This is a genomic window from Pseudomonas sp. CCI4.2, from assembly GCF_034350045.1.
In the GTDB taxonomy this organism is placed as follows: domain Bacteria; phylum Pseudomonadota; class Gammaproteobacteria; order Pseudomonadales; family Pseudomonadaceae; genus Aquipseudomonas.
This window is the reverse complement of record NZ_CP133781.1, coordinates 3,467,932-3,483,117: the sequence shown is the minus strand read 5'-3', so window position 1 is coordinate 3,483,117 and position 15,186 is coordinate 3,467,932. Positions and strand designations below refer to the sequence as shown.

Sequence of the window (15,186 nt, the reverse complement as noted above, 5' to 3'; positions counted from 1 at the left end):
GATTCTCAACGGGACCGCCCTAGCACAAGCCTCTGGCGCCGGAATAATGGCAAAAAGCTAGCCGTCCGTCGTTTTTAGAATGCTGGGTGTCGGCCAAACCGTGAACGTCTGTGCAGAGACGCTTAATAGCAGGCGGGCGCCACCCACAAGGTACCCGTATCGGCATCGAGCGTAGCGTAGGTTCCCAGCGGCACCGCGATGTTCGGATCGCCATGGCCGATGGACAACCCGCCCAGTACCGGAACGCCAAGATCACACAATCGCTCGCGGAGCACATCCACCAAGGTGACTTGACCCGATACGCCCAGTGGTTCGCTGAACTGCCCCACCGCGATACCCGCCACCCGTTGCAGGATGCCGCAATTGCGCAGATGCGTGAGCAATCGATCAACCCGGTAGGCTGATTCACCCACGTCTTCAATCAGCAGGATCGCGCCGTTCAAATCGGGCATGAACGGCGTACCCACCGATGTGCTCAGCAGGCTCAAATTGCCGCCCAGCAAAAGGCCATTGACGATACCTTGGCGGCGAACGCCCACTGTGGCCTCTGTCGGATCGGCCTTGATCAGCGTCGGCTCGGCGGTCATCAGCGTGTGTTTGACGCTGCTATTGGTCAGACCGCCCCGTTCGAGCTGAGCCCCCACCGGACCATGAATCGTCGCCAGGCGTGCGTTGCGCCACAGGGCCGCATGCAGCGCGGTGATGTCGGAAAAACCCAGCACCAGCTTCGGATCACGCCGAACAGCGTCGAAATCCAAATGTTCGATAATGCGCTGCACGCCATAACCGCCACGGTTACAGATCACCGCGCGAATCTCGGGATCAGCCAAGGCGTCGTTAAGGTCTGTCGCACGCTGCTCATCGCTGCCCGCGTAAAACGAATACTTGTCCAGCGCATGCGGGTAAACGCGTGGCTGCAGCCCCCAACTGGTCAGCACCTTGACTGCCGCTTCCACTCGGGCCTGAGGCACAGGCCCAGCGGGCGAAACCAGTGCAACGGCGTCTCCGACCTGTAGCCGTTGTGGGTGAAGTGTCGGTTGATCGGTGCGTAGTCGAGTGTGATGAAAATCCATGATTTATCACTGCCCCCAGATTTCGATGAGGCAGTTAACCACAAAATCGCCCGGCTGTTCCGCTCCCACGCCATGCGCGGCATGAACGCAAGGCTCAGTTGGAGTATGCTCAGCCACGTCTGAAACAGCGCTCCGCTGACTGAGTAGCGCCCCTATTTTTTCGCTCAATAAAGAACGTCATGAACATTAAAATCCCGTCTTCTATCATTGCGCTTGACCAAATTCTGCCTCAGGAACCCCTACTGATGATGGGTGCGGGACCTGTGCCGCTGCCGCACAAAGTCGCGTACGCCAACTCGATCGTCATCAATCACCTGGGCGACGTCATGAACCAGGTCGTTGATCAGGTCAAAGACATGGGCGCCTACGTGTTCCAAACGGCGTCCAAGCACGTATTGGGCGTAGCTGGACCGGGCTCGGCAGCGATGGAGATGGCGATTTGTAATTTGGTCACCCCGGGCAGCAAGGTGCTGTCGATCACCAATGGCTACTTCAGCCGACGCATGGCCGAGATGTCCACCCGCGTCGGCGGCGTAGTCACCGTGTTGGAAGTGCCGGACAACCAGGCGGCCAATCCTGAAATTGTTGAGCAGTACCTGAAACAGGGCGATTTCCGCACGCTGACCATCGTTCAGGGTGAAACCTCAAACACGGTTTATAACCGCGAGCTGGAAACCATCTCCCGGCTGGCGCATTCCTACGATTGCGCGGTGATTGTCGATGCAGTGTGTACGCTGAGCACGATGCCGTTCGACATGGACGAATGGCAAGTCGATGCAGTAATCACCGGTGGTCAAAAAGGCTTGTCGTCTATTCCCGGCGTCTCGCTGCTGGCGTTTTCCGATTACGCATGGGAGCGCATCGAAGCGCGTAAGCAACCCATCGCTCATTGGTGCCTGGACGCAATCTTGGCTGATAAATTCTGGAACAAGCGCTCGTACCACTACACTGCTCCGGTTTCCGGGATTCTGGCGCTGCACGAAGCGCTGCATCTGGTGTGCGAAGAAACCCTGCCGCGCCGTTTCCGCCGCCATGAGCTTTGTTCCAAAGCACTGCAAGCCGGCATGGAAGCGATGGGGCTCGAATTGTTGGTGCCCGAAGAAGTACGCCTCAATTCAGTGATCGGCATCAAAGTGCCAGACGGGGTTTCTGCGGATGTCGTCAGAGACCACATGACGGCGGTTCACCGGGTCGAAATTTCCGGCTCGTTTGGCTTGAACATCGTGCGTATCGGCCAGATGGGTGAGCAAAGCCGAGTGCATAACCTGTTTCGGACCCTGCACGCCCTGGGCTCAAGCATGCGCCACGCCGGAGCCTCACTGGACCTGCCCACCGGTATTTCCGAGCTGGAACGCTACTTATCTCGCGACAGCCTGACGGCAGCGGCTGCCAACTGAAACGACGGTCTGACCAGCCCCAGAGCGGCGGGTCAGACCAAACGGTCGTTAGCGCGGAGGTTGGGTTCGGTTCACGTTTTTGCGCAACCAGTGCAAGAAGCCGCCCGGTGCAATTTCAACCGGCTTGTACTGCTGCAACATCGCCGCTCTGGCTTGCGCGCGCAAACGCGCCAGGCCGACCAATGCGCCCCGTAGCTCGGGGTGTTGATCCAGCCAAGGTTCCAGGTCTTTCGCGTCAATGAGATAGACCAAACAATCAGTTCGCGCGGTAAAACGCACCGCCGATGCCGACTGGTCGATAATCCCGCTTTCGCCCATCACCTCCCCCGGCCCCATACGGCCCAGCTCGCACCAGACTTCGGTACGTTCGATGTCGACCGATACCACCCCTGATTCAATGATCAGCAGCGACTCGGGCACTGCGCCTTGAGGAAGAATGATTGCCCCTGCCGGAAACGAACTCAGACGCATGTGCTGCTCAAGCTCGGCGCGGTCTTCATCGCTGAGCCCGCGCAGTGCGCTGACGCTGTTGAGTGCAGCCAACTGACGGGTTGCAGGCTGCGGCTGTTTCCAGTTTTGGCGAATGGTTTCCGAGGCATTCAGCTGACGGTAGATCAAGTCATACAGCTGATTTCGCACTGCATCGCGGCGATCCCTGGATTTAACATAGCCCGTGATCTCATATTCCACGCTACGCAGGCTAGATATCTTGACCACCGCACCGCCTTTAGGCTTGGCCAGCAGCTCCCGACAGCCTTGCAGGGCTTTTTCCAGAGAATCCAGCACCAGACTCGGGCGCAAGCGTACCGGCAGCTCAATGGTCAGCACCACCGAATAAAAATGACCTGGGCGGCTGAGGTTGACGATGCGCATCTTGGCCGCCATGGCGTTAGGAATGACCACCATGCTGCCTGCGGACGTCAGCAAATAGGTCGAGCGCCAGTCAATTTCGATGACCTTGCCTTCGACGTCATCGACACTGATCACGTCGTCAACGCGGAACGGTTTGGTGGCGTTGAGGACAATGCCGGAGAACACATCGCCCAACGTACTCTGAACGGCCAGACCCAGAATGATTGCCACCGCGCCGGACGTGGCGAGCAGGCCTTTGACCGGCAAATCCAGCACGTAAGCCGCCGCCGCAACGGTCGCAACCAGAAAAATGATGGCGCCCATCAAATCCTGAAGCAGATGCCCTTTGCCGCCGATACGCGGCTCCAACACCACCACCGCCAACGAGGTCAAGGCTCGCGCGCCGAACAGCCACCACGTGATCGCCAGCAAGGTCGCCACGGTATGGCGAGCCGGGGTGAAGCCATCAGGGACCGGAAATAACGGACTCAGACCACCGTTCAAGAGAGCGACACTGAACAACAGAAAAAGCACCAGCCGCACCACCATCTTGCGGCGCATAAAACGAGGATCGACCCACTGCCAAACAATCATATCGATCACTAAAAACAGCGAAGCGCTCGCCAGCGGATAAGCGAACCACAAGGAATCCATCGACACACTCCAGACACATCGGCAGCCACAAGCAGCGAGCTTAGCCGATCACAGTCCAGAGCGGGCGAGGTGGCGCGGCCGGAGCGTTGCCTTCGTCGGCAAGCCGACTCACAGGATCTCCATCCCACACTGGATATCAGGCGGGCATGGAGCTGTGGGAGCAGGCGTGCCTGGGAAGGGGTCACTGCCTACCGCATCAAATCGCAGTCACCCCGCCGTCCACGGCCAATGCATGACCCGTTGTGAAGCTGGCGCCGTCGCTGCACAGGTAAAGCACCGCGCTGGCGATTTCGTTGACCGTGCCGATGCGTCCGATGGGGTGCATGACTGCCACAAACTCGGCTTTTTTCGGATCAGCTTCATGGGCACGGCGATACATGTCGGTATCGATCACTGCCGGACACACCGCATTGACCCGTATTTTCTTTTTTGCGAACTCAATTGCGGCCGATTTCGTCAGGCCGATTACCGCGTGCTTCGAGGCGCTGTAAATGCTCATTTTTGGCGCGGCACCCAAGCCCGCCACCGACGCGGTATTAACAATTGCTCCGCCGCCCTGAGCCAGCATCAGCGGTAACTGATACTTCATGCACAGCCACACGCCTTTTACGTTAACGCCCATGATTGCGTCGAATTCAGCTTCGCTGCCCTCAGGCAGACGGCCTTTTTCGATCTCGATACCGGCGTTGTTGAACGCATAATCGACCCGACCGTAGGCACTGATTGCCTGCTCCATCATGTTTTTCACATCAGCTTCTTGCGTCACGTTGCAGCGCACGAACAGCGCTTCGCCGCCCGCCGCATGAATCAACTCGACGGTGCCTTGGGCGCCCTCGGTGTCCAGGTCCGCCACGACCACTTTCAGGCCCTCGGCAGCAAACGCCAACGCGGTAGCGCGGCCAATGCCTGCGGCGGCCCCAGTGACCAGAGCCACTTGGCCGGAAAAAGTCATTGTCATTGTAGGTGTCCTCTAGCGGTGGGCGAATGAGGCAGTCTAGCCAGTGGCCAATGTCTGGCGTCAGCACTATTACCCGCCCGGTTATAGACTTATGCGTCCACGTGATTAAACACTGGGTAGCTTCATCACCGCGCTGGATCGACGCGCATTCGCCAGACGGACAAACCTTGCTGGAACCCCAGCCAACGACTATCACGTAAGCTGCTTATCCAACTTCCCACTACAAAAAGAGCACCTGCAATGACTGATCAGATCAATCGTCAATTCCTGCTTGCGAAACGCCCAAGCGGCGCGGCGACACGGGAAGATTTCACCTACCAACAAGTCCCTGTCGGCAACGTGGCTTCCGGTCAGGTTTTGGTCAAAAATGAGTACCTGTCGTTGGACCCCGCCATGCGCGGCTGGATGAATGAAGGTAAATCCTACATCGCACCGGTCAACCTCGGCGACGTGATGCGCGCGCTGGGAGTGGGCAAAGTGCTCGCCTCGGAGAACCCGGCATTTACCGTTGGCGATTACGTCCAAGGCGCACTGGGGGTACAAGATTACTTTCTTGGGGAGCCCAAAGGTTTCTACAAGATCGACCCCAAACTGGCACCGCTGCCACGCTATTTGTCAGCACTGGGCATGACCGGTATGACTGCTTATTTTGCTCTGCTCGAGGTCGGCGCGCCAAAAAGCGGCGAAACCGTGGTGATCTCAGGGGCAGCAGGCGCGGTAGGGAGCGTTGCCGGACAAATCGCCAAAATCAAGGGTTGCAAGGTTATCGGCATCGCCGGCGGCGCAGAAAAATGCCAGTCGTTGATTGACGAGTTAGGCTTCGACGGGGTTATCGACTACAAAAGTGAAGACGTGGTCGCCGGTTTGAAACGCGAATGCCCAAAAGGCGTTGACGTGTATTTCGATAACGTTGGCGGCGACATCCTCGATGCCGTGTTATCACGGCTGGCACCCAAGGCACGCGTGATTATTTGCGGCGCTATCAGCCAGTACAACAACAAGGAAGCGGTAAAAGGACCGGCAAACTACCTGTCGCTGCTGGTCAACCGTGCGCGCATGGAAGGCTTCGTGGTCATGGACTACGCCGCGCAATTCGCCGCCGCCGGACACGAAATGGCGGGATGGCTGGCGTCGGGTCAACTGAAAAGCAAAGAGCACATCGTTGATGGCCTAGAGACTTTCCCCGAAACCTTGCTGAAGCTGTTCAAAGGGGAGAACTTCGGCAAGTTGGTGCTGAAGGTTTGATCGGGTGAAATCTGTAGGAGCCAACGTGTTGGCGAACGCTTGATGCGGTCGGCCAGGCCGCCTCGCCAACACGTTGGCTCTTACAAGGGTATTTACACCAAGCTGGCGACGATCTCAGTCAGCGCGCTGGCTGGATCGGCTGCCAGGCTGATGGGGCGACCGATGACGAGGTAGTCGGAGCCCGCGTCGAGTGCTTGGCGCGGGGTCAGGATGCGGCGCTGGTCATCCTCCGCGCTGCCCGCAGGGCGAATGCCTGGGGTCACCAGTTGCAGTGACGGATGGGCGGCCTTCAACGCCTGAGCTTCCAGCGCGGAACACACCAGACCATCCAGACCGGCCCGTTGCGCCAAGGCTGCCAGACGCAGCACTTGAACCTGCGGTTCGACGTCCAGGCCGATATCGGCCAAATCTTCACGCGCCATGCTGGTCAGTACGGTGACGCCGATCAGCAAGGGTTTCGGCCCGCTGCGCTGGTCCAGCACTTCACGGCACGCCGCCATCATGCGCACGCCGCCCGAGCAATGCACGTTGACCATCCACACGCCCATCTCCGCGGCGGCCTTGACCGCCATGGCCGTGGTGTTGGGGATGTCGTGGAATTTCAAGTCCAGAAATACCTCGAAGCCCTTGTTGCGCAGGGTCTCTACGATGTCCGAAGCGCAACTGGTGAACAGCTCTTTGCCCACTTTGACCCGGCACAATTTAGGGTCCAACTGATCCGCCAGTTTCAACGCGGCATCGCGGGTGGGGAAATCCAGGGCGACGATGATAGGAGTCTGGCAGGCGGACATGAGTGGGCTCTCGGGCAAGTCGAAATCGGCGCGGCATTGTAGCCGAACTGGCTGAACAGCGGCACTCCGCAATCTGCCAGATGGTTACTCATTACCATGTTGGGTAATGGACGCCTAGAATTGAACCAGTGGCAGTGCAAATTGCTCTAAAAACACAACAACACAAGGAGAGTTCTTATGCCGTGGTATGCGTGGTTAATTCTAGTAGTCGCAATCGGCTCGGTCGTTGGCGGTTTGTTAATGTTGCGCGACACAGCCACCAAGGTCGATCTGTCTGAAGAACAGCGCAAGCGCGTCCAGCAACGCAATGCGGAAATGGATGCCAAAGAAGCAAAGGATCGTTGACGCAGAACGTACCCATAAGTCCTGTTGGAGCTGGCGAGGCTGAGATCAACTGATTAATTCTGTCCTTCTGCTGCTACCGCGCGGTGCGTTGGTATCGGCGAGACCGCAATGCGCAACGGCTGGAATATTTTGAACATCTGTCCGTTTTCGCGGGTTTTCTGTAATAAGGCACTGAATTGCTCCCCCGTGATTCCCGCCTTGGGGCTCAACAAGGCAAAGTGCCGATACACCTGATCGATCCGTTCAGAGACCAATAACTGACTGGCCTCATCGCTGTTACGCGCCATGTAATCGCTGAGGTAAGAGCGCGTTACCAAGGCAATATCGGCCCGGTCGCGTAGAACCATCAGCAGATTGGCATCATGGGAATACGTCAACGTCGCGTCGAAATGCTCAGCCAGGTATTTGGGGTCAGCGTTGAAACCGGCAAATTCATAGTGATACCCGCTGAACAGCGCCAGACGCTTGCCCTGCAAGTGATCGAAATACGATTGGGTTCGGCCGTCCACGCGCCTTGCAACGAAAATTTCGGCGTCTTCAAGCCCCATGTCGACGCTCACATGGGGTATGTCTTTCCATCCCCAATTCGGGTTTTCAAAAATCGCCATGTCGGTCCGGCCCTGCTGGAAATCCCGGAAACGACGGGGAATAGAGGTCGGTACCAACACAAACCGAAAGTCTGTCTGTACGGCATTCAACGCTTCGACCAACTGAGGGAGCAGGCCGGTGTCTTCACCTTTCTCCGGGCGGATGGTGTAAGGCGGGAAATGGGCAGCACCAATCCGAACCAACTGCTGCGCGCTGGCTTGCAACGTCCACAGCATACACAGAGCCAACAGCGGTACTCGCAACGCTATTCGAACAAACGAAGACATCAAGACTGCCCACCTCCAAGAGTTTTATCTACATAAATCATCCGTTTTCTAGCGGTTAAACACTTTCAAAAAAGCGACGTCAATGCATCCATTTAGCCGATTCAGACGTCCTATGACACCATCATCAGCGCTTCTTCTGCCAACTGATTCAGCGTCATGCTGCCTTTTGAGCAAAACTATGTCGTGGTCCATGAAAAGCCGCCGGTTAGAAAGCGGGAAAAAGCTTACCGGCGCGGGCAATTTATGCCGGCGCCATCAACCAAGCAATCGCTTGGGGAACCGGAACGCTATAAATCACGCCGACTTTAAAACAGTGCTTGTCGGATAAGCGCTTATTGGCAAACACTCCCACCACCACGCGCCATTGAACATATGGGAGCTGGGGCGTGTCTACGCTCAACCTACCCTACCGCTGCTTGACCGGAGTTCGATATGCCACACTGGCTGGTGATTGATCTGGAGGCCACTACGGAAGACGGCGGCTGGCCCATGGCCGAAATGGAGATTATTGAAATCGGCGTCACCCTGGTGAACCAAAACGGCCGCGAGCTGGATCATTTCGAGCGTTTCGTGCGCCCCCAGCGCCGGCCCTTACTGACCCACTTCTGCCGAGAATTGACGCACATCAGCCAAGCCAACATCGACAGTGCCCTGCCCTTGACCACTATTTGGCCGCAGTTCGAGCGCTGGCTCGGTCATCACCTTGCGCGTGTGGCCGGCTGGGCCAGTTGGGGTGAATATGATCGTCGGCAACTGGAGCAAGAGTGGCAGCACCATAACTTGGTCAGCGCGCTAAGCACCTTGCCCCACGTAAACCTCAAGCAGCGTTTCATCGAAGCCCGCCAACTTCAGCGCCCACTGGGCCTGAACGGGGCGTTACAACTGGCGGGTATGCAATTTCAGGGACAACAACATCGGGCGCTGATTGATGCACGCAATACGGCTCGGCTCCTGCCGTTGATTCTTCCTGGCAGATAAAACATTTCCGATGACGCCTTTCTTAAAGCGGATGACGGCCTTTTATACGTTCGGCATACTGGACGACCTTTTTCAGCCCTTTTTGTAAGGAATCGACCATGTTCAAAGTCAACGAGTACTTCGACGGCACCGTCAAATCGATTGCTTTCAGCCAGGCTGAAGGCCAAGCCACCATCGGCGTAATGGCCGCAGGCAAGTATGATTTTGGCACCAGCCAGCGTGAAATCATGCACGTCATCTCCGGTTCATTGAAAGTCAAACTGCCGGACAGCGATGAGTTCGAAACGTTTGCAGCGGGCACCCAGTTCAACCTGCCAGCTAACTGCAAATTCAAACTGATAGTGGACGTAGACACCGCTTACTTGTGCGAATACCGCGACTGATCCAACCTTCTGTAGGAGCCAACGTGTTGGCAAAGGTCCTTCGGACCTTATCGCAGCCTTCGGCGGCTCCTACAGAAGCCTGTGCAATGACAGAATCCGTGGGACCGAATTCATTCGGGAAAGCTTCATTCCTGACACGCTGCATTCTCAAGCCACGCAAGCGCGCTTAAACCACTTCTTCCTGATACCCATTAAATTGCAACGCCGCCAACCGCGCATACAACGGGTTGCTGGCAATCAATTGTTGATGGGTCCCAATGGCAACCAAACGCCCTTGATCAATCACCGCGATGCGGTCAGCGTTTTGCACGGTGGCCAGGCGGTGGGCGATGACCAGCGTAGTGCGGCCTTTAATCAAACTCGGTAGGGCCTGCTGAATGAGGTGTTCGCTCTGAGCATCCAAGGCGCTGGTTGCCTCGTCAAGCAACAGAATGGGCGCATCGACCAATAACGCTCGGGCGATTGCCAAGCGTTGACGCTGCCCGCCAGACAAACCAAGCCCCCCGTCCCCCAAGTGCGTTTGATAACCGTCGGGCATTTGCAAAATGAACTCATGCGCGTGGGCGATACGCGCGGCGGCCTGCACCTGTTCGATGGTTGCGTTGGGGTTGCCGTAGCGGATGTTGTCCTCGACGCTGCCGAAAAACAACGCAGGGCTTTGGGAAACCATGGCGAAACAACGTCGCAAGTCCAACGGATCAAGCTGGGTAATGGGCAACCCTTCCACCCGCACACAGCCTTGCTGCGGGTCGTAAAAGCGCAGCAGCAAATCGAACAACGTTGACTTGCCCGCGCCCGAAGGCCCGACCAGTGCCAAGGTCTCGCCCGCCTGAATAGTCAGGCTGAAGCCATCGACCGCATTGCGCTCCGGGCGAGACGGGTAGGCGAAACTGACGTCTTCCAGAGTGATCTGACCACTGACCCGTTCCGGCAGGCGCAGCAAATCATGGGTCGGCGGCTCGATTTCGCTCGTTGCCTGAAGCAGCTCCGCGATGCGTTCCGCAGCACCCGCTGCACGTTGAAGTTCGCCGATGACTTCACTCAAGGTGCCAAACGCACTGCCCACGATCAGGCTATAAAACACAAAAGCCGCCAGTTCCCCACCGGAAATATGTCCGGCGATGACGTCCATCCCGCCGACCCACAGCATCACCCCAACCGCACCCAACACCAACACGATCACCAACGTGATCAGCCAGGAGCGCTGCAAAATACGCTTGCGCGCCGTCTCGAATGCCTCTTCCGCCGTCTCGGCGAAACGCACTTTGTCCTGCTGTTGGTGATTGTAAGCTTGGACAGTTTTGATCTGCCCCAGCGCCTCGGCCACATAACTGCCGACATCGGCAATCCGGTCTTGGCTCAAGCGCGACAGACTGCGCACACGGCGGCCGAAGATCAGGATCGGCGCGACCACCAGCGGCAAAGCAACGACAACGATACTGGTGAGTTTGGGATTGGTGAAAAACAACAACACAATTCCGCCGATGACCATCAGCAAGTTGCGCAGGAATAACGAGAGTGATGAGCCGATCACTGACTGTAACAACGTAGTGTCAGTGGTTAACCGCGATTGAATTTCTGAACTGCGGTTATTTTCATAAAAGCCCGGATGCAAGTTAATCAGATGGTTGAACACCTGTTTGCGCATGTCTGCCACCACGCGCTCACCAATCCACGACACCAAATAAAATCGAGCAAAGGTGCCCACGGCGAGCCCGACAACCAAGATGAGAAAAAACCCGATCGAACGGTTGAGCATGGCCGGGGACTGGGTCATGAAACCCTGATCGACCATCATTTTGATGCCCTGCCCCATGGACAAGGTGATCCCCGCGGTCACGATCAATGCCAGCAAAGCCCCCAAGGCGGGCCATCGGTACGGTGCAACGTAACGCATGGCCAGACGAACGGCATTGCGCTGGCGACTGGATAACACTGAGACCATGAAGAGACCTGTTTGCCGGAAAGACTAAGCCAGAAAGCCTACACCCGTGGCTCGAACGACGCTTGAGATACTGTCATGGCCATTAAAATAACCTGCCGTTATAAGAACTGTTTCGGTTTTTATGACGCGTAAGAATGACACTTAGACAGTATCGTTCTAAAGCCTCGCTGGCAGTTTATAAACATTTCTGGTGGACTTGGACTTCCGTTGAAAAGGCGTTGAGGGATGTCACAGCGCGGTCATAGAGCGGGATTAGTTTAAGCGCACTACCTGATGAGGAGACAGGCCATGAGCTTGCAAAACAGCACCAATCACGTACCGGTCGTTCGAATCACTCCGACGCTTGCTGTCGGCGGCGCCATTCTCGACCACGATGGACGCGAGATTCTGATCACTGAAGAAATGGTGCAGACCGCGTGTCAGGAATGCGACAAACACTGGGTCACACCTGAAAAACAAGATTGATGCTGCAATAAGAATATGTTTGAACCCGGCGTAAAAGCCGGGTTTTTTACGCCGTGTGTTTAGGCAGTTGTTGCTCAGCGGTTAAAGCACCGCGGCCCCCAGCGCTGTGACTAACTGCCTCAATGACTCGGACTCGCCATTGATCTGTACTGACAAGCCCTCAAGCTCGCGACGCGCAGGATAGTGCTTGCGCAACGCATCGAAGGCCAAACGTTGGCTGGCAGCATCACCCACTAAGCTGCGTCGGAAATCTGCATCGTCACGACGCGGGTCATACACCCCACGGCATAACATGGCCAAGGCCCAAACCGGGTCGCAGTTGGCGTTCAGGGTCACTTGCGTCAGCCAGGTTTGCGGTAACAGTTGCTGCAGACTAATCGTGGGCGCACGTTCGAAATGAGCACAAAACGCCTCGTAGATTTGCGCGGTTCCACGCTGTCGACCGTCTAGGCTGTAGCCGGCGATGTGCGGCGTGGCCAGCACGCACAAATCGGCCAACCCCACGTCTACCTGCGGCTCACCTTCCCAGACGTCGAGAACCGCTTGTAAATCTTCGCGCCGCAGCAAAACCTCACGCAGCGCGCCGTTGTCTACCACCGCGCCGCGGCTGGCGTTGATCAACCACGTACCCGATTTGAGCTGACTCAGGCGCTGTTCGTCGAACAAGTGCCAAGTGCGCAAGTCACCGGTTTTGATCAGCGGCGTGTGCAGGCTGATGACGTCGCACTGCTCGATGATCTGTTCGAGGCTGACGAAATCTCCACCCTCAGCCGACTGTCGCGGCGGATCACACACCAACACGTTCCAACCCAGACCTCGTAAAGCTTTAATCAGACGCCCGCCAACTTGGCCAGCGCCGACCACGCCATAGGTCCGCTGAGTCAATTCGACGCCTTCAATTTCAGCCAGGGTCAACAGGCTGCCCAACACGTAATCCACCACCCCACGGGCATTGCAACCGGGGGCGCTGGACCACTGAATACCGGCTTGCCTAAAGTAATCCAGGTCCAAGTGATCAGTGCCAATTGTACAGGTGCCGACAAAGCGTACGGAACTGCCCTCCAACATTGCCTTATTGACGTTGGTCACCGAACGCACCAGCAGCACATCAGCATCGGCCACCGCGGCGCGATCTATGGAGCGGCCCGGCAAACGGCGGATGTCACCGTGTTGGGCGAAAAAAGCATCGAGCAGCGGGATATTTTCATCGGCAACAATGCGCATGATTGGGCTCCATGGGGTCGGCGGCAGTGTAGACACAGCGCGCCATCCTGCATGGGATCAACCGCTGACACAACTTGGATTCCTGACTCAAGTGTCAAGCGGGTAGAATGCTCGGCTTTCTGTGCCCGCTTTTGGACTGAACGTGAATTCTGCTACGACCCCTGCCAACCCTCTCCCGCCACCCCCACTTAGTCGTCCGGCCCGCGTGCGCCTGGAACTTCGCTCGCTAATGGCCCTGGCATTGCCAATCATCATTGCGCAACTGGCCTATACCGCGATGGGCTTTGTCGACGCGGTGATGGCGGGTAGCGTCGGTCCTCGGGACTTGGCCGCGGTGGCCCTTGGGAACTCGATCTGGGTGCCGATCTATTTATTGATGACCGGGATTTTGCTGGCGACCACACCCAAAGTTGCACAGCGGCACGGCGCAGGGCAAACCACGGAAATCGGCTCCGTGGTGCGCCAGGCATTGTGGTTGGCGTCGACAGTAGGTGTCATCGCCGCGCTGTTGCTGGTGAGCGCTGAACCCGTGCTGCACGTGATGAAAGTCGACCCGGTGTTGATCGAGCCTTGCATGCGATACCTGCGCGGCATCGCCTGCGGCATGCCTGCCACGGCGTTGTTCTACGTATTACGCTGCCTCAGTGATGGCCTCGGCCGAACCCGGCCAAGCATGGTGCTGGGTTTATGCGGCCTGGCGTTGAATATCCCGTTGAACTACATCTTCATCTATGGCCACTTAGGCATGCCGGCGCTAGGCGGGGTTGGTTGCGGGTGGGCCACGGCCATTGTGATGTGGGGCATTTTTTTGGGCATGGTTGCCTGGGTTCGTCGGGCGCCGGTCTATGAACCGAGCGCCGTTTTTAGCCACTTCGAATGGCCGCAATGGGTGGTGATCAAGCGCCTGATCGATATAGGTTTGCCTATCGGCATTGCGGTGTTTGCCGAAGCCAGCATATTTGCCGTGATTGCATTGTTGATCGGCAGCCTCGGTTCGAACGTAGTGGCCGGGCATCAAATAGCCCTCAATTTCAGCTCACTGGTGTTCATGATCCCGTTTTCGCTGGGCATGGCGGTCACCGTGCGTGTCGGCCAGGCTTTGGGCCGCAACGCGCCAAGGGATGCACGTTTTACCGCCGGCGTCGGGATGGCGACAGCGTTGTTCTATGCGTGTTTTTCGGCCAGTTTGATGCTGCTGACGCGCGAGCACATCGCCAAGATCTACACCGCCGACCCGCTGGTGATAAAGATGGCGGCTTCGTTGATCGTGTTTTCTGCGCTGTTCCAGTTTTCCGACGCGATCCAGGTCACCGCAGCGGGTGCATTGCGCGGCTATCAGGACACGCGGGTGACGATGATCCTGACGTTGTTTGCCTATTGGGGCATCGGCTTGCCGGTGGGCTACACCCTCGGCCTGACCGACCTGCTCGGCCCCGCCAGCGGACCCAGCGGCCTGTGGCAAGGGCTGATCGTCGGCCTGACCTGCGCAGCATTAATGCTGTCGATGCGCCTGGTCAGCAGCGCGCGCAAGCGGATTCGGATGGCGGCAAGGTAATCCCGGCACTGTGGGACCGAATTTATTCGGGAAGCGGACGACGCGGTATATGAATCTGAGAGCCAACTTGTTGGCGAGGCGGCCTGCCTGACAAGCTGCTGAGAAAGTCTCGCCAACACGTTGGCTCCTAAAGAATCTGATCAATCAATCAATCTTCTTGCGAATCCAGTACACATACGTCCCGCCGTCAGCCTGTTGTTCGACCAGTTCATGCCCTAGAAACACGCAAAACTTGGGTATATCGCGACGGGTCGAGGGGTCGGTGGCGATGACTTTGAGCAGACCGCCTGCGTGCAGATCCCGCACCTTTTGGTGCAGCATCATCACCGGTTCAGGGCAGCTCAGGCCGCTGGCGTCGAGGATGGCGTCAACCGGCGAAGTATCGATGAGTTCGGTCATACGTCTCTCCAAAAACTGGCGGGCATTGTCACCCAATTAAGTGAACG

At 57.3% G+C, this 15,186-nt stretch carries 15 protein-coding genes; 7 read left to right on the top strand and 8 right to left on the bottom strand.

From position 1 onward, the window contains the following. Window positions 1-122: 122 nt before the first annotated feature. Window positions 123-1,073 (bottom strand): LD-carboxypeptidase, encoded by a 951-nt coding sequence (locus RHM65_RS15770; RefSeq protein ID WP_322165043.1) that lies wholly within the window; start codon window positions 1,071-1,073, stop codon window positions 123-125. A 179-nt stretch (window positions 1,074-1,252) separates the two neighbouring features. Here RHM65_RS15770 and RHM65_RS15765 point away from each other — a divergent pair, with 179 nt between their 5' ends. Then, the gene (locus RHM65_RS15765) at window positions 1,253-2,470 is read left to right on the top strand and encodes an alanine--glyoxylate aminotransferase family protein (protein WP_322165044.1); all 1,218 of its coding nucleotides are present in this window, start codon (window positions 1,253-1,255) and stop codon (window positions 2,468-2,470) included. Window positions 2,471-2,518: 48 nt separating this feature from the next. Here RHM65_RS15765 and RHM65_RS15760 read toward each other — a convergent pair whose 3' ends face one another. Both RHM65_RS15760 and RHM65_RS15755 read right to left on the bottom strand, forming a co-directional pair. Beyond that, a complete protein-coding gene (locus RHM65_RS15760) occupies window positions 2,519-3,976 on the bottom strand; it encodes a mechanosensitive ion channel family protein (RefSeq protein ID WP_322165045.1) in 1,458 nt (485 codons plus the stop codon). A 196-nt stretch (window positions 3,977-4,172) separates the two neighbouring features. After that, a complete protein-coding gene (locus tag RHM65_RS15755) occupies window positions 4,173-4,934 on the bottom strand; it encodes an SDR family oxidoreductase (protein WP_322165046.1) in 762 nt (253 codons plus the stop codon). Window positions 4,935-5,174: 240 nt separating this feature from the next. Here RHM65_RS15755 and RHM65_RS15750 point away from each other — a divergent pair, with 240 nt between their 5' ends. Next, window positions 5,175-6,179: an NADP-dependent oxidoreductase gene (locus RHM65_RS15750; protein WP_322183780.1), complete on the top strand. Its 1,005-nt coding sequence runs from the start codon at window positions 5,175-5,177 to the stop codon at window positions 6,177-6,179. 92 nt (window positions 6,180-6,271) lie between these two features. Here the strand turns inward: RHM65_RS15750 and pyrF are convergent, their stop codons facing one another. Continuing rightward, entirely contained in the window at window positions 6,272-6,970 is a 699-nt protein-coding gene (pyrF, locus tag RHM65_RS15745) for an orotidine-5'-phosphate decarboxylase (protein ID WP_322165048.1), read from the bottom strand. Window positions 6,971-7,147: 177 nt separating this feature from the next. Between pyrF and RHM65_RS15740 the strand changes: the two genes are divergently transcribed. Next, the gene (locus tag RHM65_RS15740) at window positions 7,148-7,315 is read left to right on the top strand and encodes a DUF2897 family protein (protein ID WP_322165049.1); all 168 of its coding nucleotides are present in this window, start codon (window positions 7,148-7,150) and stop codon (window positions 7,313-7,315) included. 53 nt (window positions 7,316-7,368) lie between these two features. On the opposite strand, the gene RHM65_RS15735 is transcribed toward RHM65_RS15740, so the two are convergent. After that, the gene (locus tag RHM65_RS15735; protein ID WP_322165050.1) at window positions 7,369-8,190 is read right to left on the bottom strand and encodes a transporter substrate-binding domain-containing protein; all 822 of its coding nucleotides are present in this window, start codon (window positions 8,188-8,190) and stop codon (window positions 7,369-7,371) included. A 432-nt stretch (window positions 8,191-8,622) separates the two neighbouring features. Here RHM65_RS15735 and RHM65_RS15730 point away from each other — a divergent pair, with 432 nt between their 5' ends. Both RHM65_RS15730 and RHM65_RS15725 read left to right on the top strand, forming a co-directional pair. Beyond that, entirely contained in the window at window positions 8,623-9,168 is a 546-nt protein-coding gene (locus RHM65_RS15730) for an exonuclease domain-containing protein (RefSeq protein WP_322165051.1), read from the top strand. Between the two features lie 98 nt (window positions 9,169-9,266). Further along, window positions 9,267-9,551, top strand: a complete 285-nt coding sequence (locus RHM65_RS15725) for a pyrimidine/purine nucleoside phosphorylase (RefSeq protein ID WP_322165052.1) — start codon at window positions 9,267-9,269, stop codon at window positions 9,549-9,551. A 166-nt stretch (window positions 9,552-9,717) separates the two neighbouring features. Here the strand turns inward: RHM65_RS15725 and RHM65_RS15720 are convergent, their stop codons facing one another. Then, window positions 9,718-11,496 (bottom strand): ABC transporter transmembrane domain-containing protein, encoded by a 1,779-nt coding sequence (locus RHM65_RS15720; RefSeq protein ID WP_322183778.1) that lies wholly within the window; start codon window positions 11,494-11,496, stop codon window positions 9,718-9,720. A 288-nt stretch (window positions 11,497-11,784) separates the two neighbouring features. Here RHM65_RS15720 and RHM65_RS15715 point away from each other — a divergent pair, with 288 nt between their 5' ends. Then, entirely contained in the window at window positions 11,785-11,961 is a 177-nt protein-coding gene (locus tag RHM65_RS15715; protein ID WP_322165054.1) for a PA1571 family protein, read from the top strand. 81 nt (window positions 11,962-12,042) lie between these two features. Here the strand turns inward: RHM65_RS15715 and pdxB are convergent, their stop codons facing one another. Continuing rightward, window positions 12,043-13,185, bottom strand: coding sequence for a 4-phosphoerythronate dehydrogenase PdxB (pdxB, locus tag RHM65_RS15710; protein ID WP_322165055.1), 1,143 nt, complete (start codon window positions 13,183-13,185; stop codon window positions 12,043-12,045). 142 nt (window positions 13,186-13,327) lie between these two features. Between pdxB and RHM65_RS15705 the strand changes: the two genes are divergently transcribed. Further along, window positions 13,328-14,740, top strand: a complete 1,413-nt coding sequence (locus tag RHM65_RS15705) for an MATE family efflux transporter (protein WP_322165056.1) — start codon at window positions 13,328-13,330, stop codon at window positions 14,738-14,740. Window positions 14,741-14,884: 144 nt separating this feature from the next. Here the strand turns inward: RHM65_RS15705 and tusA are convergent, their stop codons facing one another. After that, entirely contained in the window at window positions 14,885-15,139 is a 255-nt protein-coding gene (gene tusA, locus RHM65_RS15700) for a sulfurtransferase TusA (RefSeq protein WP_322165057.1), read from the bottom strand. Window positions 15,140-15,186 lie beyond the last annotated feature (47 nt).

Coding starts and splice junctions, on each gene's coding strand:
- RHM65_RS15770 (WP_322165043.1), bottom strand. CDS start 1,073: ATGGATTTTCATCACACTCGACTACGCACCGATCAACCGACACTTCAC.
- RHM65_RS15715 (WP_322165054.1), top strand. CDS start 11,785: ATGAGCTTGCAAAACAGCACCAATCACGTACCGGTCGTTCGAATCACT.
- RHM65_RS15720 (WP_322183778.1), bottom strand. CDS start 11,496: ATGGTCTCAGTGTTATCCAGTCGCCAGCGCAATGCCGTTCGTCTGGCC.
- tusA (WP_322165057.1), bottom strand. CDS start 15,139: ATGACCGAACTCATCGATACTTCGCCGGTTGACGCCATCCTCGACGCC.
- RHM65_RS15725 (WP_322165052.1), top strand. CDS start 9,267: ATGTTCAAAGTCAACGAGTACTTCGACGGCACCGTCAAATCGATTGCT.
- RHM65_RS15750 (WP_322183780.1), top strand. CDS start 5,175: ATGACTGATCAGATCAATCGTCAATTCCTGCTTGCGAAACGCCCAAGC.
- RHM65_RS15760 (WP_322165045.1), bottom strand. CDS start 3,976: ATGGATTCCTTGTGGTTCGCTTATCCGCTGGCGAGCGCTTCGCTGTTT.
- RHM65_RS15765 (WP_322165044.1), top strand. CDS start 1,253: ATGAACATTAAAATCCCGTCTTCTATCATTGCGCTTGACCAAATTCTG.
- pyrF (WP_322165048.1), bottom strand. CDS start 6,970: ATGTCCGCCTGCCAGACTCCTATCATCGTCGCCCTGGATTTCCCCACC.
- RHM65_RS15755 (WP_322165046.1), bottom strand. CDS start 4,934: ATGACAATGACTTTTTCCGGCCAAGTGGCTCTGGTCACTGGGGCCGCC.
- pdxB (WP_322165055.1), bottom strand. CDS start 13,185: ATGCGCATTGTTGCCGATGAAAATATCCCGCTGCTCGATGCTTTTTTC.
- RHM65_RS15735 (WP_322165050.1), bottom strand. CDS start 8,190: ATGTCTTCGTTTGTTCGAATAGCGTTGCGAGTACCGCTGTTGGCTCTG.
- RHM65_RS15730 (WP_322165051.1), top strand. CDS start 8,623: ATGCCACACTGGCTGGTGATTGATCTGGAGGCCACTACGGAAGACGGC.
- RHM65_RS15740 (WP_322165049.1), top strand. CDS start 7,148: ATGCCGTGGTATGCGTGGTTAATTCTAGTAGTCGCAATCGGCTCGGTC.